The organism is Pacificibacter sp. (assembly GCF_039769035.1).
Classification (GTDB): Bacteria; Pseudomonadota; Alphaproteobacteria; order Rhodobacterales; family Rhodobacteraceae; genus Celeribacter.
Genome location: NZ_JBDMZG010000026.1, coordinates 14,831 through 40,483, shown reverse-complemented (window position 1 = coordinate 40,483; position 25,653 = coordinate 14,831). Strand labels below are relative to the sequence as shown.

Genomic DNA, 25,653 nt, shown 5'->3' with positions numbered 1-25,653 from the left:
TTTGTTTGGGGGGCTCAATTTCGCCTTACAGGCTTGGTCTTTTCGCACATGCAAAGCATGGACCACGAGACAGTTCTTTCCCTCAGTTTTGTTCAAACTTCTGACGCGAAAGCGATTCTTTCGGCGTGGATGCGATTCTGCTTTATTTTGCATGTGCAGCATCTATTCTGCCTGTGACGCATGAAAATGCAGGCAAATACGAGGAGTAATACGATGGGTTTGACGGGTAAAACAGCTGTGATCACGGGGTCCAATTCTGGCATTGGTTTGGGGGTCGCACGCGAGTTGGCAAAAGCTGGCGCAAACGTGGTTTTGAACTCGTTTACCGATCGTCCTGAGGATCACGCAATTGCTGCAGAGATTGCCACAGAGTTTGGCGTCACTGCGCGCTACATTCAGGCTGATATGTCCAAGGGCAGTGAGTGTCGTGCTTTGATCGAGCAGGCTGGGACGTGCGATATTTTGGTGAACAATGCCGGTATCCAGCACGTTGCGGCCATTGATGAGTTTCCGAGTGACAAATGGGATGCGATCATTGCGATCAATCTCAGCTCTGCGTTCCACACCACTGCAGCGGCTTTGCCGAAAATGCGGGCTGCTGGATGGGGGCGCGTGATTAATATCGCGTCTGCCCACGGTCTCACCGCGTCGCCCTTTAAATCGGCTTACGTTGCTGCCAAGCATGGGGTTGTCGGGCTCACCAAAGTGACAGCGCTGGAGACAGCTGAAGAAAACATCACTGCAAATGCGATCTGTCCGGGCTACGTATTAACGCCACTCGTTGAAGCGCAAATCCCTGATACTATGGCAAAATATGGCATGGATCGTGAAACGGTGATCCGTGAAGTGTTGTTGGAACGCCAGCCGTCCAAGGCCTTTGCAACAGTCGAGCAGCTTGGTGGAACCTGCCTATATTTGGCATCCGATGCCGCAGCACAAATGACCGGTACGACCTTGTCAATCGATGGCGGTTGGACTGCTCTTTAGAAATTTGTCTATAAGCCTATCGGCGCCGGCCTTATGATTTGGGCGGCTCCGATGGGTTTTTCGTGTTCGGATAGACAAGACCCGCCGAAATCACCAACTTGGCGGCGTCTTCAACAGTCATATCCAAGATTTTGACATCAGATTTTGGGAAAAACAGCAAGAAGCCTGACGTTGGGTTGGGGGTTGTTGGCACGAAAATGGAAATCAACGGATCTCCGTCTTCCGCGAGTGCCGCAACTTCGCCTTTCGCGGTAGTGGATACAAAGCCAATGGCCCATGAGCCTTTGCGTGGATATTCCACCATGCACGCTTGATCGAACGATGTTTCCGACTGAGCAAATACAGTTTCTGCTATTTGTTTCAATCCATTATAGATCGAGCTTACCACGGGCGTTCTGTCTACAAGGCTCTCGGCCCAGCCGATAAAGGAACGCCCCAAAAGACCTTTCGCCAGCCACCCAACAATAACGGTGAAGATCAAAAAGATCACAACGCCGATGCCGCGCACGTTGACGGGCAATTGGTTGTTTGGGTCTGTGTATCCCAAAAGGCGGTTGATCAATTCACCTGGATGATAGGCTTGTGGCACGAAGTTTAGCACCCAGCCATCGAACCAGCCGGTGACTGTCCAGATCAGATAGGCCGTCAATCCAATAGGGGCGACCACAACCAATCCCGTGAAGAACGAGGCGCGCAATACCGTAAAGAGGCTGCGACGTGGGGCTGGTTGGTGAGGATGGTCATCAAACGGGTTTGTCATGTGTCACTTTATACCTGAAAGAGCGCATGTGCGCCTGTTAGGGCGAACCTAGGCACAGTCTTGTGACGACACAACAACCGTTGCGGCCCAAAAACGCAATTTTGATCAAAATAGGGGCTTATGCACACAAAGAATGCGCAATTTTAGCCGCCAAACGAGCGTTATTGCGTACAAGCGCGATATTTGCCGTGAGTGATCGACCTTCCGTGAGCTCAAACATTCGGTTCAGCAAAAACGGTGTGACTTGCTTGGCGGCGATGCCTTGGGCCACGGATTCGGCCAAAGCTTGTTCGATGTAGGGCGTGATTACATCAACGGGGATTTCATCGCTCTCAGGGATCGGGTTTGCGATCAGTTGCCCGCCAGGAAGGCCCATAAGGGCGCGCATTTCAGCTGCTTTGGCGATCTCAGCGGCGCTATCTAGGCGCAGCGGTGCGGTGTATTCAGAAGCGCGAGACCAGAATGCGGGCAGGGCATCTTGACCGTAAGAAATGACTGGAACTCCTTGAGTTTCAAGTATTTCTAACGTTTTTGGGATGTCCAAAATTGCCTTAGGCCCAGCGGCAACAACGGTTACCGGCGTTTGAGCAAGCTCAAGCAGATCTGCCGAAATATCAAAGGTTTCTTCCGCGCCGCGGTGCACGCCGCCAATGCCACCTGTGGCGAACACTTTGATGCCGGCCAAATGCGCTGCAATCATGGTTGCGGCCACGGTTGTGGCCCCTGTGCCTCCGGAAGCAATGCAAACCGCCATATCTGCGCGAGACAGTTTGGCGACGTTTTTAGCTTGGCCAAGGTCTTCAAGTTCTGCATCTGTCAGGCCGACATGAATGACGCCGTTTAGGACCGCAATGGTCGCAGGGGTTGCGCCTGCGTTTCGAACATCCTCTTCGACCATGCGCGCCGTTTCGACGTTCTGCGGGTAGGGCATGCCATGGGTGATGATCGTGCTTTCGAGCGCCACGATGGCTTTGCCCGCGGATTTTGCAGCTTGGACGTCAGGCGACAAAATAAGAGGAAGAGTGGTCATATGTCAGTATCTCCAGATACATAAAGTGCTGCAGCATCGAGGGCTTGCTTTAATGAGTGCATGTTGTTCGCGCCGCCCAGTTCGGCCGCGATATGCGCCGCCATGAACGTGTCGCCAGCACCCGTGACGCGCGCGACCATAACCGGCGGCGGTGTTTGAGTAATCACATCTGTTGCGCTGGCCATAGTCGCGTCTTTGCCGCCATCGGTGACCAAAACGCGGTGCGCGCCCTTTGCGATCAACGCTTTCGCGCCCTCAACTGAGGAATCAAAGGTCTTGTGACACAGCAATCCAGCTTCTTCGAGGTTCACATAGAGCGTCGCCTTGGGGTGCTGAAGAAGTGGCAAAAGGCGTTCTGCTTTTCCGGGACTTGCAGGTGCGACACGCAGGTCAGCCTCAGCAAACAAGGGCGATGTCGCGATTTCGCGCAGCAGGGCGACGGTCAAGTTGCCGTCGAGCGCAATGGGCCCATTATAAGGCGTCGCCTCGGTTCCAAGGCGGCCATCGGACAAGGGGCGTAGGATCTTGTCGCCAGCAGCTTCTAAGGAATGGGCGTCTGCGATTGCTGCAATCAAACCATTGGCGCCCTCGACCGCCATATAAATGTCCGTCGGCAGGTCATCAGAACGATACACATGTGACGTGGCGATGCCGCGCACTTTGGCGGCCTCGATCAACTCGTCGCCTTGCGCGTCTTGTCCCACTGCAGTGAGCAAATCGGGGCTTAATCCAAAGCGAGACAAGGCCATTGCGATGTTCATCGCAACGCCGCCGGGCACGCGAATGATCCGTCCAGGAACGTCGGAGCCCACGCGCATGGAGCGGTCTGATCGGCCAATCACGTCCCACAGAACGGAGCCAATACAAAGGATGTTTTGTGTGTGAGTCATGACGCGTATTGGAGCAATTTTTGACCAAATGGCAAGTGTTTCGCGGGAATTGCAGATAGAATTCGACGTCAACTGCAAATAACCTCGCTTTGAGCCCCTAAAATTGCACAAAACCCGTGAAAATGGGCTTTATTCGCTTGCGTCAGACCAAACACCGTCCTATTAGCTGCCTCACTTCACAGGCGGAGGCGGGCCCTCGAGGGAGAAATCCTCGAAAGGTCCACCGGTTGGGGCATTTGCTCTGAAGACCCTCCGCTCAGGTATAAACCGGAAAAGGAACATGAATATGGCTCTTCCAGAATTCACAATCCGTCAGCTCCTTGAAGCTGGCGTTCACTATGGTCACCAAACTCAGCGTTGGAACCCGCGTATGCAGGAGTTCATCTACGGTGAGCGTAACGGCATCCACATCTTCGATTTGACACAAACTGTTCCAATGCTTGACCAAGCGTTGAAAGTTGTGCGTGACACAGCTGCTAAAGGCGGCCGTATCCTTTTCGTTGGTACAAAACGCCAAGCGGCTGGTCCTGTTGCTGAAGCTGCTGAAAAATGCGCACAGTACTACATGAACCACCGTTGGTTGGGCGGCACTTTGACAAACTGGAAAACTGTTTCCCAGTCTATCGCACGCCTCAAAATGATCGACGAAAAGCTTGCAGCTGGTGCAGAAGGCCTCACAAAGAAAGAGCGCCTTGGCATGGAACGTGACCAAGCGAAACTCGAAGCATCTTTGGGCGGTATCCGCGACATGGGCGGCGTGCCTGATTTGATCTTCGTTGTTGACGTAAACAAAGAAGACCTTGCAATCTTGGAAGCCAACAAATTGGGTATCCCTGTTGTTGCGGTTGTTGACTCCAACTGCCCACCTGCAGGCGTTGACTACGTGATCCCAGGCAACGATGACGCGTCTCGCGCGATCACTTTGTACTGTGACCTTGTTGCACGCGCAGCTCTTGACGGCATGACTGAACAAATGGGCGCTGCTGGCGTTGATTTCGGTGCCTTCGAAGAAGCACCAGCAGAAGAAGTTGTTGCTGAAGCTTAAGCGCTTCAAAAACGTTACACACATGTTACGGGGGCAGGGTAGACCCGCCCCCATTCCAATTTCAATTCTAGGAGAACCGGCATGGCAATTACTGCTGCAATGGTTAAAGAACTGCGCGAAGCAACAGCTGCAGGCATGATGGACGCGAAAAAAGCTCTCGTTGAGTGTGATGGTGACATGGAGGCCGCTGTTGACTGGCTTCGCACCAAAGGTTTGGCAAAAGCTGCTAAGAAATCTGGTCGTACTGCGGCTGAAGGTCTTGTTGCTGTTGCTGTTTCCGGCGGCAAAGGCGTTGCGGTTGAAGTGAACTCTGAAACTGACTTCGTTGGCAAAAACGCTGAATTCCAAGCTATGGTTGGCTCCATCGCAGGTGCTGCTTTGACTGTTAACACAGTTGAAGAACTCTCAGCTGCTGATCTTGGTGGCAAAACTGTTGCTGAAACGATCACAGACAAAATCGCGACAATCGGTGAAAACATGGGCTTGCGCCGCATGTCAGCACTCGAAGGCGACGTTGTTGTGTCTTACGTTCACAACGCTGCTGCTGACGACATGGGCAAAATCGGTGTTCTTGTTGCGCTTAAAGGCGGCGACGAAGCATTTGGTAAACAGGTTGCAATGCACATTGCTGCGATCAACCCAGCATCTTTGTCTGAAGCTTCTCTTGATCCGGCTGTTGTCGAAAAAGAAAAGCAAGTTCAAATGGACATCGCACGCGAGTCTGGCAAGCCTGAGAACATCATCGAAAACATGATCAAAGGTCGCATGAAGAAATTCATCGCCGAATCCACTTTGCTTGGTCAAGCTTTCGTCGTGAACCCAGACCTTACAGTTGAAGCAGCCGCCAAAGAAGTTGGCGCTGAGATCACTGGCTTTGTGCGTCTCGCTGTTGGCGAAGGCATTGAAAAAGTTGAAGAAGACTTCGCTGCTGAAGTTGCAAAAACAATGGGCGGCTAATTTAGTCACCAGTTTTAATGGGGAAGGGGCCGCGGAAACGCTGGCCCCTTTTTCTATTCTGTGCGCCCAAGAAAGATATGTGCCGTGAAAATGAGAAAGCGCAGCCCTTAAACAAGGACTGCGCTTTAAAACGTGCTGTGTGTCTTCGGGATGGCGAAATGCACAGCGTTACGAACTAAAAAAGGATCACTTTGCCCACTATAAACAAGCAATCCCATACGCCAGCGAACCAGCAAGGTCAGATAAGCTTAATAAGAGCGATCTCTGGCCCAACACCTATGAAGACAAACTTCGTTAACAAGGTGTAAACAGATTGCAACGTTGACGTTACGGAAGAAAGTGGGGAAAATCATACCTTTCGAGCCAAAATTCAATGAAATTAGCGCAAATTGTGCGATAATCACATGTCGGGCCAGTCAACCGATGTCTAAAGTCGGTAGAATTGATTGAGCAATGACGCTTTCAAAATGGCCTGCGCCGTTGTTTCAACATCCAGCGCATCGCGCGCAAGCTTAAGGTGCTTTTCAACCGTTGCTGTCGTCAGGCCCATGATCGTCGCAACATCTGCTGACGTTTTGCCATCTCCAACCCATTCTAGAACCTCACGCTGGCGTGATGTTAGACGCCTTAAGTCAAATGGAAGCGACATTATTTTTAGGTGAGCAATGTCGCATAACATCTTGATATAACGACCATGTTCTTTCCAAATCTCGTCCGCTTCTTCTTGAGATCCCGTAAACGGAGGCAATGAAAATCCGATAGCGCCTTTGGAGCGCGTGGTAGAATTGTTGAAGCCAATGGTGTAGCCGTATTGGAGGCCAAAGGAATGATTGAACTTAACCGTTTCCTTGGCTTCATCGCTCAAGGTGTCGTAAATTTCGTCGATATGGCCCCAGGAGCAGGCGCCAGAGTTTTCTGAGGCCCATTTTACAAGTGGTCCGTGTACGTATCGTCCTTCGTCAAAATAGCCTTTGACGTAATCTGGCCCAAGATTCGTGAGTACGAGATGGTCGGTGGTGTCGCCAAATCCATTTTTGGTATGAAATCGCGTGAAGCCGTAGAGCGCGTTTTGAAATCCACACCGCAGTATGTTCTGTAGTACGATGTCCCAGACTGCATCTATCGACGTGCATTCTATTATGCGTTCTAGATCTTGGGTCATGTTATTCCATCTGACTTGTACAAATCACGTTAGTCGATGCGCAGCCAAGGATGCAACGTTTGCTGCCAATTTGAGTAAAATTTGATGCTTGTTGTAGAGATCTTCGTGCCATTGCCTGTCTTTTATTTACATAATACCAATTATAAGAGTTATGTATTGCCGAGAAGACTTGCGCGGTACACGCACACAAAGCTGCCCTATCAGCTCAACCAGACAATCTGATGGCTTTGAAGCGTGACGCCTGTACGCACGTGATAAGACTCACCTGTGATGAGATCCGTTAAACGTGGCGCTGTCCCAACAAACTGATCTGCGTCAATGACTTGAGTGTCGTCCGAGAAGTTCGCTAGAACGCAAATCTCCTGACCGCCACCACTGCGCACATATCCAAGAACATGCGGATTGTCTGTGTCGAACCCGTCGATCGCGTTGCCTGACAAACCAGGTGCATTACAGCGCGCATCAATCATGCGCTTCATGCCGGCGAAAATCTGACCTGCTGTTGTGTTTGGGTCGTTGCGTTGCGCATAAAGATCATCCGGTCGATATGGTCGCCCTACCCAACGCGACTCTTTCGCAGTGGCTGGATCGTTCAGATAGGATGAATCGTTCAATTGTCCAACTTCGTCGCCCAGTGAAATCAGTGGAATGCCGCCCGCTGAAAACGCAATTCCGTACATCATCAAAATGCGCGCAATGCCGCCGGCGTCGCCTGCCTCAACACCGGTCAAGGACGCTGTCGTTCCACAAACAAAGTAAAACGCTCAATGTTAGCGCTAAAGACAAAAAGAAAGTGCGCCAAAGGTGACGCACTTCCCAAAAGGATCAATGCTCCGACTAAGAGGCACCCTACTCAACGGCATTTGCGTTTCTGCGTGCCGCTTTGTAGCAATGACAAACTAGCCCAATGCGTATCCTGCTCCACGTATCGTGCGCACAGGATCTTCGCCACCAAACTGGCACAAGGCTTTGCGCAGGCGCCCGATATGGACGTCCACTGTGCGCGTATCGACATAGATGTCACGCCCCCAAACACGGTCCAGCAATTGTTCGCGTGACCAGACCCGACCAGGTTTTTCCATGAACGTCGTCAAAAGGCGAAACTCGGTTGGACCAAGTTTCAACGCACTGTTCGCGCGTGTGACTTTATGCGTTTCTGCGTCCAAACGAATGTCATCATAGGACAACACTTGTCCAACAGCTGAAGGCCGCACGCGGCGCAACTGTGTACGCACACGTGCCATTAATTCGATCACAGAATATGGCTTCACTACGTAGTCATCAGCCCCCGTTTCCAACCCGCGCACGCGGTCCACATCTTCGGAACGTGCAGACAGCATGATGATCGGAATGCCGCGGGTTTCTGCCCGAGACTTCAACCGGCGACAAATTTCGATGCCAGAAACGCCTGGAAGCATCCAATCCAGTACGATGATGTCTGGGGCGTCTTCGTCCACAAACATCAACGCGTCATCTCCGTTTGCTGCTTTGGTCACAGAAAACCCTTCGGATTCGAAATTATAACCAAGCACTTCACGCTGTGCTGGTTCATCTTCGACAATCAAAACTGAAGGACGATCAACAGACATTATTTTGGCTCCAGACCAAGATCAGTTTGGGATGTGACGTCTGCTTTTGGGCGGCTTTCCTCTGGCAATTCACCGGTCACAAGGTAGATGACTTGTTCCGCAATTGAGGTCGCGTGGTCGCCCATGCGTTCGATGTTTTTGGCGATAAAGTGCAGGTGCATACAGGCCGAGATATTGCGCGGATCTTCCATCATGTAGGTCAGGAATTCGCGGAACAGAGCGTTGTACATTTGGTCCACATCAAGATCGCGTTGGCGGACCTGTTCTGCCATTTCAGCATCGCGTTGAATGTAGGCATCAAGCGCCAATTTGAGCATTTCCTCAACTTCACGCGCCATACGACGGATAGAGGCACCTGCCCCATCAATTGGCTGCATGTCGGCCAAAACACCTGTGCGCTTCGCAAGGTTTTTGGCGTAGTCGCCACAGCGTTCTAGGTTGCCTGCGATTTTCATCACAGTCAAAACAGTGCGCAAGTCGCCCGCAATCGGTGAGCGCAATGCGATCACGCGTGCAGCTTCTTCGTTGATCTCTTCTTCAAGCGCATCAATCGGTTTGTCGGCCGCACGCACTTTCTCGGCAAGCTCCGTATCACGCTCTTCAAGCGCTTGGGCTGCAGACGTGATATTGGCCTCAACCATGCCGCCCATTTTCATAATCAGGGCTTGGATGGCTTCCAAGTCGCGGTCAAATACGGACGCGATGTGTTTTTCATTGTTCATTTCAAATCACTCCTTAGCCGATCCGGCCAGTGATGTAGGACTCTGTACGCGGGTCCTGAGGATTGGTAAAAATTTGGCTGGTTTCGCCATACTCAACAAGGTTTCCGAGGTGGAAAAAGGCTGTTTTTTGGCTCACACGCGCAGCTTGCTGCATTGAGTGGGTCACGATGACGACTGAAAAGTTTTTGCCCAAGTCGTCGATCAACTCCTCGACTTGCGCAGTGGCAATCGGGTCAAGCGCGGAACAAGGCTCATCCATCAACAGCACTTCGGGCTCAGTCGCAACGGCACGTGCAATACACAGGCGTTGTTGCTGACCGCCAGAAAGGCCGGTGCCTGGCGCGTGCAAACGGTCTTTCACCTCATCCCAAATTGCGCCGCGACGCAAAGACTTCTCAACGATATCATCAAGATCCGCTTTGGAACGTGCCAGCCCGTGAATGCGCGGGCCATAAGCGATGTTGTCGTAGATCGATTTCGGGAATGGATTTGGCTTTTGGAACACCATGCCGACTTTGGCGCGCAATTGCACCGGATCGACCCGTTTGTCGTAGATGTCTTCGCCTTCAATCGTGATTTTGCCTTCGACGCGACAAATGTCGATCGTGTCGTTCATACGGTTCAAGCAGCGCAAGAACGTTGATTTACCACAGCCAGATGGGCCGATAAATGCTGTGACCGTCTTGTCTTTGATCTCGACATTGACGTCTTTGATCGCGTGGGTGTCACCGTAGTAGACTTGCACGCCTTGGGCAGAGATTTTGTTGTCGTTCATGTCTACGTCTCTTTTTACAATTCGCATATCATTCATTGTTTTGATCCTAGTCTACCACCGGCGCTCAAAGCGACGGCGAAGGAGGACGGCGATGATGTTCATGGTCATCAAGAAACCAAGAAGGATGATGATCCCACCCCAAGCGCGTTCATAATACGCTGGGTCGGCACGTTTGGCCCACTCATAAATCTGAGCAGGCATCGCAGAGTTCGGGTCGAGAAAGCCGGAGGCAATGCCATCAGGCATGTTGGAGGCGATGTAGCCGACCATACCAATCAGCAACAAAGGCGCTGTTTCGCCCAAAGCTTGAGCAAGGCCAATGATTGTCCCAGTCAAGATACCCGGCATTGCGAGCGGCAAAACATGGTGGAACACCGATTGCATTTTGGACGCGCCAATACCAAGTGCTGCATCGCGAATGGACGGTGGCACAGCTTTCAAAGATGCGCGGGTCGAGATGATGATTGTTGGCAATGTCATCAAGGTCAAAACCAAACCACCAACAAGCGGCGCAGATTGCGGTAAGTGCGCAAATTGGATGAAGACAGCCAGACCCAAGATACCGAACACGATGGATGGAACCGCCGCGAGGTTTGAGATGTTCACCTCGATCATATCTGTCCATTTGTTCTGCGGCGCAAACTCTTCAAGGTAGATGGACGCAGCCACACCGATAGGCAAAGCCAAGCACAGCACAACGATCATCATAAACAGTGACCCAACCATCGATACACCGATGCCCGCTTGTTCTGGACGCGATTCAGATGCGTCTGCCCCCAAAATAAAGTCAGCGTTAAAGGTTGTTTCCAATAGGCCCGCTTTGACCATTTCATCGGCCACATCCAGATGCTCTGCATTCAGGTTTTTGTCCCGCAGCAAGGCATCACGTGTCACGCGGCCCTTGAAATAACCATCGACACGTGAGGCTGCCAGCAGACGAAATTCAACGGTTTGACCAACAAGTTCAGGGTTGGCCAAAACCACATCGCGCACTTGCGCAGGTGCAGAGGACGACAAAAGCTTGCCGAATTCTTTGGCCTTGGTGAAGGGTGTCTCGATGCCCTGCTCTTCCAAAGCGGCCATCAGCGCTTTTTGGACGATGGGTTTGTAACCAAAGGTCGTGACTTTTTTCATGACCTCAAGGTCACGTGTGCCAGATTTGTCGAGCTTGGCTTCGTTCAATTCGATTGGAATTGTGATGAAGGTTTGCTTAAACGCCGGCGTCCCGTTGGACAGAATTGACACCAGCAAGGCAATAAGAAAGCACATGCCCAAAGCGATGGCTGCGATGCCGTAGCTCTTAAAGCGAGCTTCGGAGGCATTGCGCTTTTTGGTGCGGGCATCCAACGTGAGCAAAGAGTTCTTTGGCGCGGCCGATGAGTTTGCGGATAGATCAGACATCAGTCGTACTGCTCCCGGTATTTGCGCACAATGACGAGTGCGACAATGTTGAGGCCAAGTGTGATGACAAACAATGTCATCCCGAGGGCAAAGGCGACCAGCGCCTCTGGTGATGAAAAGTCCGCATCGCCAGTCAATTGGCTCACAATGCGTGTGGTAACGGTGGTCATCGCTTCGAACGGGTTCATCGACAAACGCGCCGCGGCCCCTGCCCCAAGCACCACGATCATGGTTTCCCCAATGGCGCGTGATGCAGCCAAAAGGATCGCACCAACAATACCAGGCAGCGCTGCGGGCAGCACGACCTGCTTGATCGTTTCGGATTTGGTCGCACCAAGTCCGAGTGACCCATCGCGCATGGCTTGCGGGACGGAATTAATGATGTCGTCAGACAGGGATGAAATGAACGGGATCAACATGACCCCCATCACCAAGCCAGCCGTGATAACAGCCGTGCCGCCTTGCATCCAGTCAACACCAAGTGTGCCGTTTTCACCGAACCAGCTGACCAACAGCGGGCCAACGGTGAGCAAGGCAAACAGACCGTAAACGATGGTCGGGATCCCTGCGAGCACTTCCAGCAATGGCTTGGCAATGCCACGTGTTTTTGGACCGGCATATTCGGACAAGAAGATCGCTGCGAACAATCCAATAGGAACAGCCACGAGCAATGAGATAACCGAGATGTAGAATGTGCCCCAGAACAGTGGCAAAATCCCCAATTCAGACCCGCCACCAAAGGATGGCGCCCAAGTGGTTCCGAAGAAGAAGTCCTTAGCAGGGTAAAGCTTGAAGAACTCGATTGTGTTGAAAATCAGCGACAAGACGATGCCAACAGTGGTGAGAACCGCGATCGAAGCGGCTGACAAAAGCAATACCAACAGCACGCGTTCAACCGAATTGCGGGCGCGTTTGTCACGATTGGTTGCCCGAACAGACACCGCAAAACCAGCGAGCGAGGCAAGCAAAACCACACCGGTCATCAACCAGCGACCTACTTTTGACTCAGCACGGTATCTTTGGGCAGCCTCAAGAACGAAGTCTTGAACATCCGCGCCGAGTGCGACGCCAAGACGTCCCAAAATGCCTCGAACATCCGAAGCACCCGTCAAGTCATTCGTGGTTTTCAGGTCCATGGCGCCAGTTGACACGGCCAAATCAAGACCGTCTGCAACACGGCGTACATCTGACATGACAAGATTAAGTTCGCCGACATCTGCATAGTTTGACGCACCAATGTGCGATGCAACGTTGGCGTGAATGACCATGGGCTGCGCAATGAGCCAGACTGCCAAAAGGCCAAGCCCTGGGATCAAAACCGAAAGAAAAACATTTGAGCCATAATAGCTCGGAAGCGAGTGGAGATTTCTGATGTCCCCTCCGGCATCCTTCATGGCGCGTGCGCGACCAACGAAAAAGCCAGCAAGTCCTAAGACCAAAACCAGTATAAACAGCCAAAGCGCGGGCATAATGGGCAGCTCCCCTTCGCGTCTCATTTTATGACAGGTTTTAAACCCTGCCTCTTTTCGGGTCAAAAGCGGCGCGAGAAATCCCGCGCCGCCTTTTATCATTCAGTAAGCAATTCGCTTAGTTCATCATTGCTGTTCCGGAAGCAACCGCTTCTTGTGTGTCAGCAAGCTCAGGGTCAGAAACGAGACCGTATTCAGCCAATGGGCCGTCTGGGCCAGCTATGTCGTCGGATACGAAGAAGTCAGCGAATTCTTGCAGACCTGGGATCACACCGATGTGGGCTTTTTTGATGTAGAAGTAGAGTGGGCGTGACACAGGGTATTCACCAGTTGCGATGGATTCTGTTGTCGCTTCAACACCGGAAACAGTCGCTGTTTTCAGTGTGTCTGTGTTGTTTTCGTAGAATGCGAGCCCGAAAACACCAACACCGTTCGGGTTAGATTGGATGCGAGCAAGTGTTTCTGTGTAGTCGCCGTCGATGTCGATAGAAACGCCGTCTGTGCGTACTTCGTAACATGCTTTTGCAGCAGCTTTCTTGTCGCCACCGTTTTCAGCCATGAACAGGTCGTATGCGCCCGCTTCTTTACAGCCAGCTTCGAGAACTTTTGTTTCGAAAACTTCACGTGTGCCGTGCTTTGTGCCAGGGATGAAAGCAGCAATGTCTACATCTGGAAGCGCAGAGTTAAAGTCGGACCACTTGGTGTTTGTGTTTTCAACCAAAGTGCCGTCTTTGACGATTTTTTCGCCGAGAGCGTTGAAAAGATCAACCGGTTCGAAAGCTGTCAAAGCTGGGCCGTCGATTTGGGACGCGAATACTATACCATCGTAACCGATCCGCACTTCGACGATTTCTTTAACGCCAGCTTCAGCACAAGCTGTGATTTCTGTGTCTTTGATTTTGCGTGAAGCGTTCGCAATATCGATTGTGTTTTCGCCAAGACCTTCACAGAAGCGTTTGAGGCCAGCAGAAGACCCGCCAGATTCAACAACAGGTGTTGGGAAGTCGAAGTTTTCGCCGAAAGCTTCTGCAACGATGGAAGCGTAAGGCAACACTGTGGAAGATCCTGCAACTTGAACTTGATCGCGCGCAGCTGCGGCAGTGACGGACATAGCGGAAATCGCCAAAGCAGAGGCGGTCAGTTTAACAAAGGACATATGTAGCTCCTGAATTTCATAAGGTGAGAGGCGTTTTGTTTCTCTCTGTTCGGCGGTCTAAACGTGCTTCGCTATGCTTTTGTGAACCTAATGTAACAGTTTCATGACAGCGGCGGTTTTTCGTCGATTTTCGTAACGCAAGATTAGGAATTGTGACGAAATAACACGAGTTTCCCTACTCGTAGGGCAAGATCACTGAAAAACAGCTGCCATTGCCTGCGTGACTTTCGATGCGCAAACGACCGCGATGGCGAGTCAGGATGTGCTTTACAATCGCAAGCCCAAGACCCGTTCCCCCCATTTCACGCGATCTGTGCGCGTCGACGCGGTAGAAACGTTCCGTCAGGCGCGGAATGTGATGCGCTGGGATGCCTTCGCCCTGATCTGCCACGTCAACACGCACGGCTGGGCCACGCATTGTGGGCTCCACTGCATGTGACGTGATGCAGATAGACACCTCACCATTTACAGGACCGTACTTAATCGCATTTTCGACAAGGTTGGTGAACACTTGGGTCAATTGGTCTTGATCGCCTTGCACCATGTCGTCGGCGTCATCACCCTCAAGTCGGAGCTTCACCGAACGTGCATCTGCCAAAGGCTGCAATGTTTGCACAACCGAGCGCACCACAGATGGAATGTTTACCGCGTCGCGAGGGCGCACGCGCCGGTCTGCTTCAACGCGGCTTAGCGACAATAAATCCCCGACGATTCGGTTCATGCGCTTCGCTTCATTGTCCATAATAGTCAAAAAGCGGGCCCTTGCGGCGGAATCGTTGGCGGCGGGCCCCAAAAGGGTTTCGATGAAGCCAAGCACAGCCGTAAGAGGCGTACGCAACTCATGGGACACATTCGCGACAAAATCACGGCGCATTTGCCCCGCTTCTTGCAGTTCGGTTTTGTCCTCAAAGGCCACAACCACATACCCCACGTCCTTGGTAAGCGCCGCACGAATTTTGACGTCGAAATGCCGATCGCGCGCGGATTCTGAAACACGGTATGTCGCGTTCGCCTCGCCGCCCAATCGTAAGACGTTTTCGATGGCATCCAATAGCATGGGTTGGCGCAATACAGTGATGTAATGCCTACCATGCGTGCCTTTTCCGAATAGCTCTTCTGCCCTTTGATTTGCAACCACCACGCGCTCATCATTGCCGATCACAATCAATGGCAAGGGCATCGCTTTGGCCATTTCTACCACTAGGCTATTTGCGGAAGATTTCGCGTCGATTGCTTGGGTCATAACGTACTCTTTCAACAGTTGCCGCGTTGGATATTCGCCCAACGTAACGCGTATGTGACAGTTTTACTTACCCTTTCTCTTTAGGGTTGTCCTGTCACTTTTGGGTCGCCGATTTCTGAACACACCGAAATTTATTCAAAAAAAATTGATTAAATTTGAAAATGTTTGTTGCATTCAAGCGACTTTCCGCTTCTCCTAGGATTGTGTACGGCAATTAAATATAGGCCACGCATATTACCATGGGCAATATTCCGACTTCTAAATTCTTTGGCGTCATCGCGAAATCGCGTTTCGAACGCGTAGGAACAGGGTCAATGATGCTGCTTGTCGGCGAACCCGACCAGATAAGAGCATTTTCATCGTACCCAAGGCCTGACAGCGGAATGTTCTATCTCGATTTTAAGGACCTAAGCCCTGAAGTTTTCGAAGCTGTAAATCCAGATTTGGTTGTGTCGCCTGCGATTGCGACGACGTTTGACTGCCTTGAAATGGCGCAGTTTTTGTCACAATCCAACTTTACAGGCCGCTACCGCGTGTCCACCGATAACCTTCCACGCCCTGAAATCATTTGCCGCGAAGTGCGCCAACTGTTTCCATTGCTTGATTTTGATGTTGTGCATCAAGAAGAGACGATTCCAGCGCGTTTGAATTGAACGTCTCAAATCCTTGAAGCGTAACGCCCTATTTTCGTGGATTAATCTAGCGCGACCAGTTCGTCCCGAAATCGGCGTGCATTCTCTTGATAATGAAGCGCTGACTGCTTGAGCGCATCGATTTGCGCCTCAGACAGGTCGCGAACAACCTTACCGGGTGCCCCCATGACAAGAGAACCATCAGGTATTTCTTTGCCTTCGGTGATCAATGCCCCTGCCCCAATGAGGCAATTTTTTCCGATTTTCGCGTTGTTCAAGATGGTTGCGCCCATGCCGATCAGCGTGTTTTCACCCAAGATACAGCCGTGCAGCATCGCTTTGTGACCGATGGTGCAGCCAGCTCCAATGACAAGCGGTGAGCCAATGTCAGTGTGCAACACGCTGTTTTCTTGAATGTTGCTCCCTGCGCCGACATCAATCATTTCGTTATCGCCGCGCAATGTGGCCCCAAACCAGATGTTTGCACCGGCACCAAGGCGCACCTTGCCAATAACATTTGCGTCCGGCGCAACCCAGTAGTCGTCGTCTTCGGGTACAATCGGGGTATGCGTGCCAAGTTTGTAGAGCGTCATGTTTCGATCTCCTCAAACTCAGTTTGCAAACGACGCACAATATCCACAAGGCCAGGTTGTTGCCTGCGCTGCAAGCGCTCTGCGGAAACGATGGTTTTGAGGCGTTCAAAAGAAGTGTCCAGATCATCGTTGACCAAGACATAATCATACCCGTCCCAGTGGCTGATTTCGTCCCAGCTTTGGCGCATGCGTTTTTCGATCACCTCGGCACTGTCTTGTCCACGGGTTTCCAGACGGCGACGCAACTCTGTGATTGAGGGCGGCAGAACGAAAATAGACAGCACATGATCGCGCAAAGTCGAATTGGCGATTTGCTGAGCGCCCTGCCAGTCGACGTCGAACAACACGTCCTTGCCAGCCTCGATTGCTGTGCGCACTGGACCTGCAGGTGAGCCATAGTAGTTGCCAAACACCAATGCGTGTTCAAGCATATCACCGCTGGTGACCATGGATTTGAAATCTTCTTCAGCGGTGAAGTGGTATTCAACTCCGTCCGTCTCACCCGGCCTTGGCGCGCGTGTGGTTGCCGACACCGAAAAGCTCAGCGTGTCGTCCCATTGCATCAAACGTTTGGCGAGTGTGGATTTGCCTGCCCCAGAGGGTGAGGACAAAATGATAAGAAGACCACGGCGTTCGGCTGACATCTGTCCCTCCTATATTGGACGGGTTTTCTATAGTGCGCCCGAACTCGCTTGGCCACCTTTTTGCAGCAAGCCATGTCTGCGCGGCCCAGCGTAAAACATAGCCAGCTCGAGCGTGTCACGGTGGTGTCGTGGATTTCGGGAGCGAGACTTCGCCCCAGTTAACCATTTGTTAGGATTTTTCACCACTTTCGCGAAAGTTCTGGCATATTACAGGCAAGCAAACATTTTGCGCGACCCTATACAGCGCACTCTGCACAGGCTGCAGCAAACCAAAGGTGAGACATGCATAAGAACGATGTCAGCAATTCAAACGTGATTCCGCTTATGCCGCGCCGTTCGGAAATTCTTTTTCCAGCACTGCGCGAGGTGGAAGCCTACTGGAGTGGTTTGCGTAATGGTCGCGCAATGCCAGCGCGTGCGGATGTTGACCCACGTGGTATTCAATCTGCGCTCGAATACGCCTTTATCTTAGAGCGTATTGCACCCGGTGTGGCGCGCTTTCGCGTGGCGGGGATGCATTTGAACGACCTGATGGGAATGGAAGTGCGCGGGATGCCTTTGACCGCAATGTTTGTTCCCGAAGGCCGAAAGCAAATCTCAGCGGCCGTCGAAGCCGTGTGCGAAACACCGCAAATCACAACCGTCACCATGACAGGCGAGCGCAGCATTGGGCGCGGACCGATGGATGCGCAGATCTTATTGTGCCCGTTGAAGTCAGATCTGGGGGATGCCACCCGCATTTTGGGATGCCTGCAATCCAAGGGCAATATCGGGCGTCAGCCACGCCGGTTTGACGTTGTTAATACGGTGTCGCGGGCATTGTCTGGGCATCTGAACAACGAAGACCCGATCAGCACCACCACAACAGCCAGTGGCGCGTATGAGCCTGTGGCACATCAGTCTGCTGGTGTTGAAAACGGTATCTCGCAGCCACAAGCTGCGCGTCCAACGGGTAGGCCCTCTTTGCGGTTGGTGTCATCCGAAGATTGATCCGCACGACCGGACGGTAAAGGTGCGTCGAGAGAAAGTCCTAATAGAATGAAAAAAGGCCGGACAAACTGTCCGGCCGTCGTCATTTTCGTAAGATAAGTTTAGCGTGCGTTTTTAGACAGCTCTTCGGCCACCAAGAACGCCAGTTCCAAAGCTTGCGACGCGTTCAAACGTGGATCACATGCTGTGTGGTAACGATCTGCCAGATTCTCATCTGTCACTTCGATCGCGCCACCCGTACATTCCGTCACATTCGCGCCAGTCATCTCAAAGTGCACACCACCTGGGATGGTGCCGTGTTCGCGATGCACTTCAAAGAATTCCTGCACTTCGCCCAAAACGCTTTCAAACGGACGGGTTTTGTAGCCGCTGTCTGATTTAATTGTGTTGCCGTGCATTGGATCACACGACCAAACAACATTCGCGCCTTCTTCTTTTACTGCTGCAATCAAACGTGGCAGATGCTCTTTGACTTTGCCGGCGCCAAAACGTGCGATGAGGGTCAAACGGCCCGCTTCGTTTTCTGGGTTCAGCTTTTTCATCAAAATTTTCAGGTCTTCTGCCGTGGTTGTTGGACCACATTTCAAACCGATCGGGTTGGATACGCCGGAACAGAACTCAACATGAGCCCCATCTGGCTGACGGGTGCGGTCGCCGATCCAGATCATGTGACCTGAGCCCGCAACAGTGTCACCCAAAGTGCTGTCTACACGGGTCAGCGCCTCTTCGTATTCCAACAAGAGCGCTTCATGTGATGTAAAGAAATCAACCGTCTTAAGATCGTTGTTATTGTCAGATGTCATGCCCGCAGCGCGCATGAAGTCCAGCGCGTCTTGGATGCGATTGGCCATATCGCGGTATTTCTCGGCTTCGTCGGCCTCCGTGAAGCCCAGAGTCCAACCATGCACACGGTGCACATCGGCGAACCCACCTTTTGAATATGCGCGCAGCAAGTTCAATGATGCTGCTGCCTGCGTGTAGGCTTGCAACATACGGTCAGGATCAGGGATGCGCGCTTCTGGCGTAAAATCGAACCCATTAATAATGTCACCGCGGTAGCTTGGCAGCTCAACACCGTTCGATGTCTCTGTCGGCGCTGAACGAGGCTTGGCGAACTGCCCCGCCATACGGCCAACTTTGACCACAGGCACTTTCGCACCAAAGGTCAAAACCATCGCCATTTGCAGCATCACTTTAAAGGTGTCACGGATTTGATCCGCGCCGAACTCTGCAAAGCTCTCAGCACAATCACCACCCTGCAACAAAAAGGCTTCACCGCGTGAGGCCGCAGCCAGCTGTGATTTCAGCGTTTTCGTCTCGCCTGCAAAGACAAGAGGAGGATACTTGGAGAGTTGTGCCTCAACCGCGTTGAGTTTCGCCTCGTCCGTATACTCGGGCATTTGCACTCGCGGTTTGTTGCGCCATGCTGATTTTACCCAATCCGTCATTGTCTCTACTCCGAGAATTTAATTCATTTGCGTCGTCACTGTGCGCACCGTTGGCGCTATCAGTTCAAGCGTTATAGGGGCTGCTCCGAGGTTGGAAAACCCGAAATGTGAGCCAAGACACGAATGCTTGCCTAATAATGAAATGTATTTCGGAATTAATGGATGCGAATGTTCTGTTTTACGCGGAATTCGTGACAACTTGTGAAAAGCGCCGTCAGCTATTCAAGGTTCAGTTCGTCCCATGGATGCGTGACGTTACGGAATTTAGAGGCGATTCTTTTGCGAAAATCGCTCGAATTTTCCAGAACTCGCCTCTTCAAGATCGTAAGACCGCAAAACAGACGGGATGAATTGCGCGCTTTACCTATAAAAATGGTACAAACAACCCGTATGGACTGCCCGTAGGTCAAATCTGGGACATTCACCTAAATTGACCCGCAGGCGTACGGTTTTTGTCCTAGGTACTTTTAATTTTCAAATACCCGTTTTAGGCTCACCTCAGGACAATGATCCAACTGGGAGACTAAAAAATGAAAAAAATTCTTTTGGCCACTGCGGCCTCATCACTTATCGCTGGCGCATCATATGCGGACGAAATCAAACTGGGCCTTATGCTTGGTTTCTCTGGTCCTGCTGAATCGCTGGCACCAGACATGGCTGGCGGCGTGCGCGCTGCGGTTAAAGAAATTTCTGACAGTGGCAAATTCTTGGGCGGCACGACTGTGGCGCTTGTGGAAGGCGATTCGACTTGTACAGACGCGGCTGTGGCCTCATCCGTTGCAGAACGTATGATCACATCTGACGGCATTTCTGGTCTTGTTGGGGCGCTTTGCTCCGGTGCGACAGGTGCTGCTTTGACAAACGTTGCTGTTCCAAACGGCATGGTGATGTTCTCACCTTCCGCGACATCCCCATCTTTGACAACAATCGAAGACAACGGCTTGTTCTTCCGTGCATCACCATCTGACGCGCGCCAAGGTCAAGTTATGGCTGAATCGCTTTTGGAAAAAGGCGTGAAATCTGCTGCTGTGACATACACAAACAACGACTACGGCAAAGGTTTGGCCGACGCGTTTGAGACGTCTTACACAGCAATGGGCGGCACTGTCACAATCAACACGTCCCACGAAGACGGCAAAGCAGACTACTCTGCTGAAGTTGGTGCTTTGGCATCCGCTGGTGGCGACATTCTTGTTGTTGTTGGCTACATCGACCAAGGTGGTCCAGGCATCATCCGTGCAGCGCTCGACACTGGCGCGTTTGACCGCTTCCACCTGCCTGACGCGATGATCGGTGACGCAATGGAAGAGCGTTTCGGCACTGAAATCGAAGGCGCTACAGGTCAATTGCCTGGTTCTGAAGCTCCTGGTGGTGACATGCTCGTCGCAATCGGCGAAGCCAACGGCTACAACGGCACTGCACCATACGCCCCTGAATCTTACGATGCTGGTGCGACGATCTTGCTCGCGATGCAAGCGGCTGGTTCTTCTGACCCACAGGTCTACAAAGACTTCGTGATGGGTGTTGCGAATGCTCCAGGTGAAGTGATCTACCCAGGTGAGTTGGCCAAAGGTCTTGAGATCTTGGCCTCTGGTGGCGAAATCAACTTTGAAGGCGGCACAGGTCTTGAATTGATCGAGCCAGGTGAAGCTTCTGGTTCTTACCGTGAAATCATCGTCAAAGACGGTAAAATCACGACTGTTGGCTACCGCTAATCAGCACACATTTGATGACAGCCCGGACTCTTAGTCTGGGCTGTTTTCGTAACCAGAGTTCAAAATCTGGGCAACCAAGGGGATATTCACATGATCGAAGTGCGTGATCTACACATGCATTTCGGCGGTTTTCGCGCAGTTGATGGGGCATCGCTCACCATCAAAGAAGGCTCCATTACTGGCCTGATCGGGCCAAATGGCGCGGGGAAAACGTCGCTTTTCAATTGTATCGCGGGTGTTCTGACACCTACCAGCGGTCAAATCTTGTTTGATGGCGAAGACGTCACAGGATTGAAACCGCACCAACTGTTCCACAAAGGCATTCTGCGCACCTTCCAAATTGCGCATGAGTTTTCCACCATGACGGTGCGCGAAAACTTGATGATGGTGCCAGCGAACCAAACGGGCGAAACCCTTTGGAACGCATGGTTCAAGCGTGGTCAAATCGCCATTGAAGAAGAAGCATTGCGTAAGAAAGCCGACGAAGTTCTTGAATTCTTGACGATTTCTCACATTGCGGACGAAAAAGCGGGCAACATTTCTGGTGGTCAGAAAAAGCTTGTTGAGCTTGGCCGCACCATGATGGTTGACGCGAAAATTGTGTTCTTGGACGAAGTTGGCGCGGGTGTGAACCGCACCCTGCTCTACACCATTGCGGATGCAATTAAGCGTTTGAACACAGAACGCGGTTACACCTTTTGTATGATCGAACACGACATGGAGTTTATCAAAATGCTCTGTGATCCGGTTATTGTGATGGCTGCGGGTCAAGTGATGGCCACGGGGTCTGCCGATGACATCATGCAAAACGAACAAGTGATCGAAGCTTACCTTGGCACCGGCATTAAAAACAAAGAGGCCACCGAAGGTCTGACCAAAGCGTCTATTCCCGCGCAAGCACAAACGGAGGGCACAGAATGAGCTATCTAAGTGCCACACATATGACCGGCGGCTACGGCGGTGCGGACATTTTGCACGATTGTGAACTATCGGTTGAAAAAGGTGAGATTGCGGTAATCGTTGGCCCAAACGGTGCTGGCAAATCCACGGCGATGAAAGCTGTTTTCGGCATGCTCAACATCCACACTGGATCTGTTGTGCTGGACGGCGAAGACATCACCAAATTGTCGCCCCAAGAACGCGTTTATAAAGGGATGGGGTTCGTCCCGCAAACATCCAACATTTTCCCGACAATGACCGTTGCCGAGAATTTGGAAATGGGCGCATTTATCCGGACTGACGACTACAAACAAACGATGGAACAGGTCTACGAGATCTTTCCAGCAGTCTACGAAAAGCGGAATCAAAACGCTGGCGAATTGTCTGGTGGCCAACGTCAACAGGTGGCCGTGAGCCGCGCGTTGATGACACAGCCCAAGCTCTTGATGCTTGATGAACCGACAGCTGGTGTATCACCCATCGTGATGGACGAGCTGTTTGACCGCATTATCGAAGTGGCAAAAACGGGTATCGCCGTGTTGATGGTTGAACAAAACGCCCGTCAAGCACTTGATATTGCAGATAAAGGCTACGTTTTGGTTCAGGGTCGCAATGCGTACACAGATACGGGCGCTGCGCTTTTGGCCAACCCTGAAGTGCGCCGCACATTCTTGGGGGGCTAACGGATGAACAGTAAAATTCTTCCCGCCCTCGCCCTTGCACCCATTGCCATTGGGACGCCCATTTATGTCTACACTTCGCATGTTGAAAACCAAAAATCTGAACTGTCGCGCAAGCATTTTTGCCTGACGGATCGCATTTGCGAAGGCAGCGCCGACAATTGTCGTGACGGTGCCGCGCCACTGCGGTTCAATCGTGGCGACAATTTTGACGGTGATATGCAGTTTGACAATGGTCAGACGCTGCATGGTGACGTTACGGCTATCGCTGGTCAGATGTCTGGTCGGTTTGAACAAAACGATGGCGGCTCGTATGAGCTTGAAATTTTCGCAGACGGAGATTTCACGTTGATGCACCGCGTTCCTGATGTGCACGGCACACAGAAACAAACCTATTATCAGGGCACATGTGAGAGGGTGAATTGATGGATATTCTCAACGCCTTAGTGGCATTTGCGAACTTTGTACTTGTGCCAGGCACCGCCTACGGTGCGCAGCTCGCGCTTGGCGCGCTTGGTGTCACATTGATCTACGGCATCTTGCGCTTTTCTAACTTTGCGCATGGCGACACAATGGCTTTTGGCACGATGTTTGTGGTCTTGATCACAGCAGCGATGAAATCGGTCGGCATCAGCTTTGGCCCCTTGCCAACCGCCCTGCTTGCTTTGCCATTTGCGATTTTGTTGACCATGGGTTTGGTGCTTGTCACCGATCGCGCCGTCTACCGCTTTTATCGCAAGGTAAAAGCCGCACCGGTTATGCTGGTGATCGTTTCTATGGGTGTCATGTTTGTCATGAACGGCGCCGTACGGATGATTATCGGTACTGATGACCAACGTTTCGCCGATGGTGAACGTTTCATCATCACAGCACGCGACTTTAAAATAATGACAGGTCTGTCTGAAGGTCTAGCCATTCGATCAACTCAGGCCATTACTTTGGTGACCGCGATCATTGTTGTGGCGGCTTTGTTCTGGTTCTTGAACAAAACCCGCACCGGTAAATCGATGCGCGCCTATTCTGACAACGAAGATTTAGCGCTTTTGTCTGGCATCAACCCTGAACGTGTTGTGACCATCACATGGATGATTGTGGCGGCTTTGGCCACCATTGCAGGCACGCTGTATGGTTTAGATAAGTCTTTTAAGCCCTTTATTTACATGCAACTTTTGCTGCCGATCTTCGCGTCAGCCATCGTTGGAGGGCTTGGATCACCTTTGGGGGCCATCGCTGGCGGGTTCGTCATTGCCTTCTCTGAAGTGACTTTGACCTACGCGTTTAAAAAGGTTGTCACCTATTTGGGCCCAGATGGTTGGGCACCCGATGGATTGGTGCAACTTTTGTCCACCGACTACAAATTCGCCGTATCGTTTGCGATTTTGATCATCGTTTTGTTGTTCAAACCAACAGGCCTGTTTAAGGGGAAATCGGTATGAGCCAGTCTCACATTCAAACCTCAAACGGTGCAAATCGTGCACCGCTTTATTTCGCAGGCATGGCCGCGCTCATCATCGCTGTTGGGTTCTTGCAATCTTGGAACTCCGCATTGTTTATTTTGAACATGGGCCTTGTGTCGGCAATCATGGCGCTTGGCGTGAACCTTCAATGGGGCTTTGCGGGCCTGTTTAACGTTGGTGTTATGGGCTTTGTTGCGCTGGGTGGCCTTGCTGTTGTGCTGGTCCCCACCTCACCGGTTGGTGAAGCGTGGCAAGCTGGCGGCATGCGTGTGCTGTTTGCCTTGGCGCTTGGTGTCGCCACGATTGTCGGTGCCATTGTGGCATGGCATAAACTTCCGAAAAACAAACTGCGGGCCTTAGTTGTTGCGATCATTTTGATTGCTGGTTTCTTCATCTTCCGCGCTGTTTTTGATCCTGCGGTCGCAGCCATCGAAGCAGTGAACCCAGCGATTTCAGGCAACCTTGGAGGGCTTGGCTTGCCTGTCCTTCTGGCTTGGCCCGTTGGTGGTCTGTTCGCGGCGGGTGCTGCTTGGCTCGTCGCCAAAACAGCCTTGGGTCTGCGGTCTGACTATTTGGCGATTGCCACACTTGGTATTGCAGAGATCATCATCGCGGTGCTGAAAAACGAAGACTGGTTGGGTCGTGGCGTGAAAAACGTAATCGGCCTCCCCCGTCCTGTGCCCTATGAAATCGACTTGCAACAAAGCGAATGGTTTGTCGGCTTGATGCAAAGCATGGGCGCTGATCCTGTAACGGCCTCAAGCATTTTCGTGAAATTGTGCTACGCGGGTTTGTTCTTGGCCGTGATCTTGCTCTTGATCGCCGCAATGCAACTGGCGCTGAATTCCCCTTGGGGCCGCATGATGCGCGCGATCCGTGACAACGAAGTGTCGTCTGAGGCTATGGGCAAGAACGTCACTGGCCGTCACCTGCAAATCTTTGTTCTGGGCGCTGCGATCTGTGGCTTGGCGGGCGCAATGATGACCACATTGGATGGCCAGCTAACGCCGTCGTCTTACCAGCCTTTGCGCTATACCTTCCTTGTGTGGGTGATGGTGATTGTTGGTGGGTCCGGCAACAACTGGGGTGCTGTTTTGGGTGGCTTGTTCATCTGGTTCCTGTGGGTTGAAGTTGAACCCATCGGACGCTTCATCGCCGAGCTTGTCACCTCTGGCATGGCGGATACCAGCGTTGTGAAGCAGACGATTCTGGATCGTACAGTGTATGTGCGCCCATTGACGATGGGATTGGTCTTGTTGTTCGTGCTGCGGTTCAATCCACGCGGCTTGCTGCCAGAGCGCTAGTAACGCCTGCGGTTTGATACCGCATCAAAACAACAAAGGGCGCGCCATATCATTGGCGCGCCCTT

At 51.9% G+C, this 25,653-nt stretch carries 26 protein-coding genes; 11 read left to right on the top strand and 15 right to left on the bottom strand.

Annotated features, from left to right (window positions below):
• Window positions 1–213: 213 nt before the first annotated feature.
• A complete protein-coding gene (locus tag ABF287_RS02955) occupies window positions 214–987 on the top strand; it encodes a 3-hydroxybutyrate dehydrogenase (protein WP_347183540.1) in 774 nt (257 codons plus the stop codon).
• Window positions 988–1,018: 31 nt separating this feature from the next.
• Here ABF287_RS02955 and ABF287_RS02950 read toward each other — a convergent pair whose 3' ends face one another.
• From ABF287_RS02950 to ABF287_RS02940, 3 genes are all read right to left on the bottom strand, one after another.
• Window positions 1,019–1,747, bottom strand: coding sequence for a DUF502 domain-containing protein (locus tag ABF287_RS02950; protein WP_347183539.1), 729 nt, complete (start codon window positions 1,745–1,747; stop codon window positions 1,019–1,021).
• 118 nt (window positions 1,748–1,865) lie between these two features.
• Entirely contained in the window at window positions 1,866–2,777 is a 912-nt protein-coding gene (locus ABF287_RS02945) for a pseudouridine-5'-phosphate glycosidase (RefSeq protein ID WP_347183538.1), read from the bottom strand.
• Complete coding sequence (locus tag ABF287_RS02940) at window positions 2,774–3,667, bottom strand: PfkB family carbohydrate kinase (protein ID WP_347183537.1); 894 nt, start codon at window positions 3,665–3,667, stop codon at window positions 2,774–2,776. The genes ABF287_RS02945 and ABF287_RS02940 overlap by 4 nt, the downstream gene beginning before the upstream one ends.
• A 286-nt stretch (window positions 3,668–3,953) precedes the next feature.
• Here ABF287_RS02940 and rpsB point away from each other — a divergent pair, with 286 nt between their 5' ends.
• Together rpsB and tsf are read left to right on the top strand one after the other, a co-directional pair.
• Window positions 3,954–4,712, top strand: coding sequence for a 30S ribosomal protein S2 (gene rpsB / locus ABF287_RS02935; protein WP_347183536.1), 759 nt, complete (start codon window positions 3,954–3,956; stop codon window positions 4,710–4,712).
• An 81-nt stretch (window positions 4,713–4,793) separates the two neighbouring features.
• Window positions 4,794–5,669, top strand: a complete 876-nt coding sequence (gene tsf / locus ABF287_RS02930) for a translation elongation factor Ts (RefSeq protein WP_347183535.1) — start codon at window positions 4,794–4,796, stop codon at window positions 5,667–5,669.
• A 427-nt stretch (window positions 5,670–6,096) separates the two neighbouring features.
• Here tsf and ABF287_RS02925 read toward each other — a convergent pair whose 3' ends face one another.
• The 9 genes from ABF287_RS02925 to ABF287_RS02885 form a co-directional block, all read right to left on the bottom strand.
• Entirely contained in the window at window positions 6,097–6,831 is a 735-nt protein-coding gene (locus tag ABF287_RS02925) for a LuxR family transcriptional regulator (RefSeq protein WP_347183534.1), read from the bottom strand.
• Window positions 6,832–7,031: 200 nt separating this feature from the next.
• Window positions 7,032–7,562, bottom strand: coding sequence for an alpha-glucosidase C-terminal domain-containing protein (locus tag ABF287_RS02920; protein WP_347183533.1), 531 nt, complete (start codon window positions 7,560–7,562; stop codon window positions 7,032–7,034).
• A gap of 168 nt (window positions 7,563–7,730) precedes the next feature.
• Entirely contained in the window at window positions 7,731–8,420 is a 690-nt protein-coding gene (phoB, locus tag ABF287_RS02915; protein ID WP_347183532.1) for a phosphate regulon transcriptional regulator PhoB, read from the bottom strand.
• Window positions 8,420–9,142 carry a phosphate signaling complex protein PhoU gene (gene phoU, locus ABF287_RS02910; RefSeq protein ID WP_347183531.1) on the bottom strand — a complete coding sequence of 241 codons (723 nt, stop codon included), beginning with the start codon at window positions 9,140–9,142 and terminating at the stop codon, window positions 8,420–8,422. The genes phoB and phoU overlap by 1 nt, the downstream gene beginning before the upstream one ends.
• Before the next feature lie 13 nt (window positions 9,143–9,155).
• A complete protein-coding gene (gene pstB, locus ABF287_RS02905; RefSeq protein ID WP_347183530.1) occupies window positions 9,156–9,953 on the bottom strand; it encodes a phosphate ABC transporter ATP-binding protein PstB in 798 nt (265 codons plus the stop codon).
• A gap of 15 nt (window positions 9,954–9,968) precedes the next feature.
• Window positions 9,969–11,318: a phosphate ABC transporter permease PstA gene (pstA, locus tag ABF287_RS02900; RefSeq protein ID WP_347183529.1), complete on the bottom strand. Its 1,350-nt coding sequence runs from the start codon at window positions 11,316–11,318 to the stop codon at window positions 9,969–9,971.
• Window positions 11,318–12,787 (bottom strand): phosphate ABC transporter permease subunit PstC, encoded by a 1,470-nt coding sequence (gene pstC, locus ABF287_RS02895; RefSeq protein ID WP_347183528.1) that lies wholly within the window; start codon window positions 12,785–12,787, stop codon window positions 11,318–11,320. Before pstC ends, pstA begins: the two co-directional genes overlap by 1 nt.
• A gap of 118 nt (window positions 12,788–12,905) precedes the next feature.
• The gene (locus tag ABF287_RS02890; protein WP_347183527.1) at window positions 12,906–13,943 is read right to left on the bottom strand and encodes a substrate-binding domain-containing protein; all 1,038 of its coding nucleotides are present in this window, start codon (window positions 13,941–13,943) and stop codon (window positions 12,906–12,908) included.
• Between the two features lie 175 nt (window positions 13,944–14,118).
• On the bottom strand, window positions 14,119–15,186 hold the full coding sequence (locus ABF287_RS02885) for an ATP-binding protein (protein ID WP_347183526.1): 1,068 nt from the start codon (window positions 15,184–15,186) through the stop codon (window positions 14,119–14,121).
• Between the two features lie 383 nt (window positions 15,187–15,569).
• On the opposite strand from ABF287_RS02885, the gene ABF287_RS02880 reads away from it, so the two are divergent.
• Window positions 15,570–15,839, top strand: coding sequence for a hypothetical protein (locus ABF287_RS02880; protein ID WP_347183525.1), 270 nt, complete (start codon window positions 15,570–15,572; stop codon window positions 15,837–15,839).
• A 41-nt stretch (window positions 15,840–15,880) separates the two neighbouring features.
• Here ABF287_RS02880 and ABF287_RS02875 read toward each other — a convergent pair whose 3' ends face one another.
• Both ABF287_RS02875 and gmk read right to left on the bottom strand, forming a co-directional pair.
• Complete coding sequence (locus tag ABF287_RS02875; protein WP_347183524.1) at window positions 15,881–16,411, bottom strand: gamma carbonic anhydrase family protein; 531 nt, start codon at window positions 16,409–16,411, stop codon at window positions 15,881–15,883.
• A complete protein-coding gene (gene gmk / locus ABF287_RS02870; RefSeq protein WP_347183523.1) occupies window positions 16,408–17,055 on the bottom strand; it encodes a guanylate kinase in 648 nt (215 codons plus the stop codon). Before gmk ends, ABF287_RS02875 begins: the two co-directional genes overlap by 4 nt.
• Before the next feature lie 282 nt (window positions 17,056–17,337).
• Here gmk and ABF287_RS02865 point away from each other — a divergent pair, with 282 nt between their 5' ends.
• Window positions 17,338–18,045, top strand: coding sequence for a PAS domain-containing protein (locus ABF287_RS02865; protein WP_347183522.1), 708 nt, complete (start codon window positions 17,338–17,340; stop codon window positions 18,043–18,045).
• A gap of 101 nt (window positions 18,046–18,146) precedes the next feature.
• Here the strand turns inward: ABF287_RS02865 and ABF287_RS02860 are convergent, their stop codons facing one another.
• Window positions 18,147–19,493 carry a 3-deoxy-7-phosphoheptulonate synthase class II gene (locus tag ABF287_RS02860; protein ID WP_347183521.1) on the bottom strand — a complete coding sequence of 449 codons (1,347 nt, stop codon included), beginning with the start codon at window positions 19,491–19,493 and terminating at the stop codon, window positions 18,147–18,149.
• 530 nt (window positions 19,494–20,023) lie between these two features.
• Here ABF287_RS02860 and ABF287_RS02855 point away from each other — a divergent pair.
• From ABF287_RS02855 to ABF287_RS02830, 6 genes are all read left to right on the top strand, one after another.
• Window positions 20,024–21,208: an ABC transporter substrate-binding protein gene (locus ABF287_RS02855; protein ID WP_347183520.1), complete on the top strand. Its 1,185-nt coding sequence runs from the start codon at window positions 20,024–20,026 to the stop codon at window positions 21,206–21,208.
• Between the two features lie 90 nt (window positions 21,209–21,298).
• Window positions 21,299–22,129 (top strand): ABC transporter ATP-binding protein, encoded by an 831-nt coding sequence (locus ABF287_RS02850; RefSeq protein WP_347183519.1) that lies wholly within the window; start codon window positions 21,299–21,301, stop codon window positions 22,127–22,129.
• Window positions 22,126–22,830 (top strand): ABC transporter ATP-binding protein, encoded by a 705-nt coding sequence (locus ABF287_RS02845; RefSeq protein ID WP_347183518.1) that lies wholly within the window; start codon window positions 22,126–22,128, stop codon window positions 22,828–22,830. The genes ABF287_RS02850 and ABF287_RS02845 overlap by 4 nt, the downstream gene beginning before the upstream one ends.
• A 3-nt stretch (window positions 22,831–22,833) precedes the next feature.
• Window positions 22,834–23,253, top strand: coding sequence for a hypothetical protein (locus ABF287_RS02840; RefSeq protein WP_347183517.1), 420 nt, complete (start codon window positions 22,834–22,836; stop codon window positions 23,251–23,253).
• Window positions 23,253–24,263, top strand: a complete 1,011-nt coding sequence (locus ABF287_RS02835) for a branched-chain amino acid ABC transporter permease (protein ID WP_347183516.1) — start codon at window positions 23,253–23,255, stop codon at window positions 24,261–24,263. Before ABF287_RS02840 ends, ABF287_RS02835 begins: the two co-directional genes overlap by 1 nt.
• Window positions 24,260–25,588, top strand: coding sequence for a branched-chain amino acid ABC transporter permease (locus ABF287_RS02830; RefSeq protein ID WP_347183515.1), 1,329 nt, complete (start codon window positions 24,260–24,262; stop codon window positions 25,586–25,588). The genes ABF287_RS02835 and ABF287_RS02830 overlap by 4 nt, the downstream gene beginning before the upstream one ends.
• The last annotated feature ends 65 nt before the right edge of the window (window positions 25,589–25,653 follow it).

Excerpts from the sequence above, each read along its gene's own strand:
- ABF287_RS02925 (WP_347183534.1), bottom strand. The coding sequence starts at position 6,831 with ATGACCCAAGATCTAGAACGCATAATAGAATGCACGTCGATAGATGCA.
- phoB (WP_347183532.1), bottom strand. The coding sequence starts at position 8,420 with ATGTCTGTTGATCGTCCTTCAGTTTTGATTGTCGAAGATGAACCAGCA.
- rpsB (WP_347183536.1), top strand. The coding sequence starts at position 3,954 with ATGGCTCTTCCAGAATTCACAATCCGTCAGCTCCTTGAAGCTGGCGTT.
- tsf (WP_347183535.1), top strand. The coding sequence starts at position 4,794 with ATGGCAATTACTGCTGCAATGGTTAAAGAACTGCGCGAAGCAACAGCT.
- ABF287_RS02940 (WP_347183537.1), bottom strand. The coding sequence starts at position 3,667 with ATGACTCACACACAAAACATCCTTTGTATTGGCTCCGTTCTGTGGGAC.
- gmk (WP_347183523.1), bottom strand. The coding sequence starts at position 17,055 with ATGTCAGCCGAACGCCGTGGTCTTCTTATCATTTTGTCCTCACCCTCT.
- ABF287_RS02840 (WP_347183517.1), top strand. The coding sequence starts at position 22,834 with ATGAACAGTAAAATTCTTCCCGCCCTCGCCCTTGCACCCATTGCCATT.
- ABF287_RS02850 (WP_347183519.1), top strand. The coding sequence starts at position 21,299 with ATGATCGAAGTGCGTGATCTACACATGCATTTCGGCGGTTTTCGCGCA.
- ABF287_RS02845 (WP_347183518.1), top strand. The coding sequence starts at position 22,126 with ATGAGCTATCTAAGTGCCACACATATGACCGGCGGCTACGGCGGTGCG.
- ABF287_RS02835 (WP_347183516.1), top strand. The coding sequence starts at position 23,253 with ATGGATATTCTCAACGCCTTAGTGGCATTTGCGAACTTTGTACTTGTG.
- ABF287_RS02865 (WP_347183522.1), top strand. The coding sequence starts at position 17,338 with ATGCATAAGAACGATGTCAGCAATTCAAACGTGATTCCGCTTATGCCG.
- pstB (WP_347183530.1), bottom strand. The coding sequence starts at position 9,953 with ATGAATGATATGCGAATTGTAAAAAGAGACGTAGACATGAACGACAAC.
- ABF287_RS02950 (WP_347183539.1), bottom strand. The coding sequence starts at position 1,747 with ATGACAAACCCGTTTGATGACCATCCTCACCAACCAGCCCCACGTCGC.
- ABF287_RS02830 (WP_347183515.1), top strand. The coding sequence starts at position 24,260 with ATGAGCCAGTCTCACATTCAAACCTCAAACGGTGCAAATCGTGCACCG.
- phoU (WP_347183531.1), bottom strand. The coding sequence starts at position 9,142 with ATGAACAATGAAAAACACATCGCGTCCGTATTTGACCGCGACTTGGAA.
- ABF287_RS02860 (WP_347183521.1), bottom strand. The coding sequence starts at position 19,493 with ATGACGGATTGGGTAAAATCAGCATGGCGCAACAAACCGCGAGTGCAA.
- pstC (WP_347183528.1), bottom strand. The coding sequence starts at position 12,787 with ATGCCCGCGCTTTGGCTGTTTATACTGGTTTTGGTCTTAGGACTTGCT.
- ABF287_RS02855 (WP_347183520.1), top strand. The coding sequence starts at position 20,024 with ATGAAAAAAATTCTTTTGGCCACTGCGGCCTCATCACTTATCGCTGGC.
- ABF287_RS02875 (WP_347183524.1), bottom strand. The coding sequence starts at position 16,411 with ATGACGCTCTACAAACTTGGCACGCATACCCCGATTGTACCCGAAGAC.
- ABF287_RS02880 (WP_347183525.1), top strand. The coding sequence starts at position 15,570 with ATGTTCTATCTCGATTTTAAGGACCTAAGCCCTGAAGTTTTCGAAGCT.
- pstA (WP_347183529.1), bottom strand. The coding sequence starts at position 11,318 with ATGTCTGATCTATCCGCAAACTCATCGGCCGCGCCAAAGAACTCTTTG.
- ABF287_RS02885 (WP_347183526.1), bottom strand. The coding sequence starts at position 15,186 with ATGACCCAAGCAATCGACGCGAAATCTTCCGCAAATAGCCTAGTGGTA.
- ABF287_RS02955 (WP_347183540.1), top strand. The coding sequence starts at position 214 with ATGGGTTTGACGGGTAAAACAGCTGTGATCACGGGGTCCAATTCTGGC.
- ABF287_RS02945 (WP_347183538.1), bottom strand. The coding sequence starts at position 2,777 with ATGACCACTCTTCCTCTTATTTTGTCGCCTGACGTCCAAGCTGCAAAA.
- ABF287_RS02890 (WP_347183527.1), bottom strand. The coding sequence starts at position 13,943 with ATGTCCTTTGTTAAACTGACCGCCTCTGCTTTGGCGATTTCCGCTATG.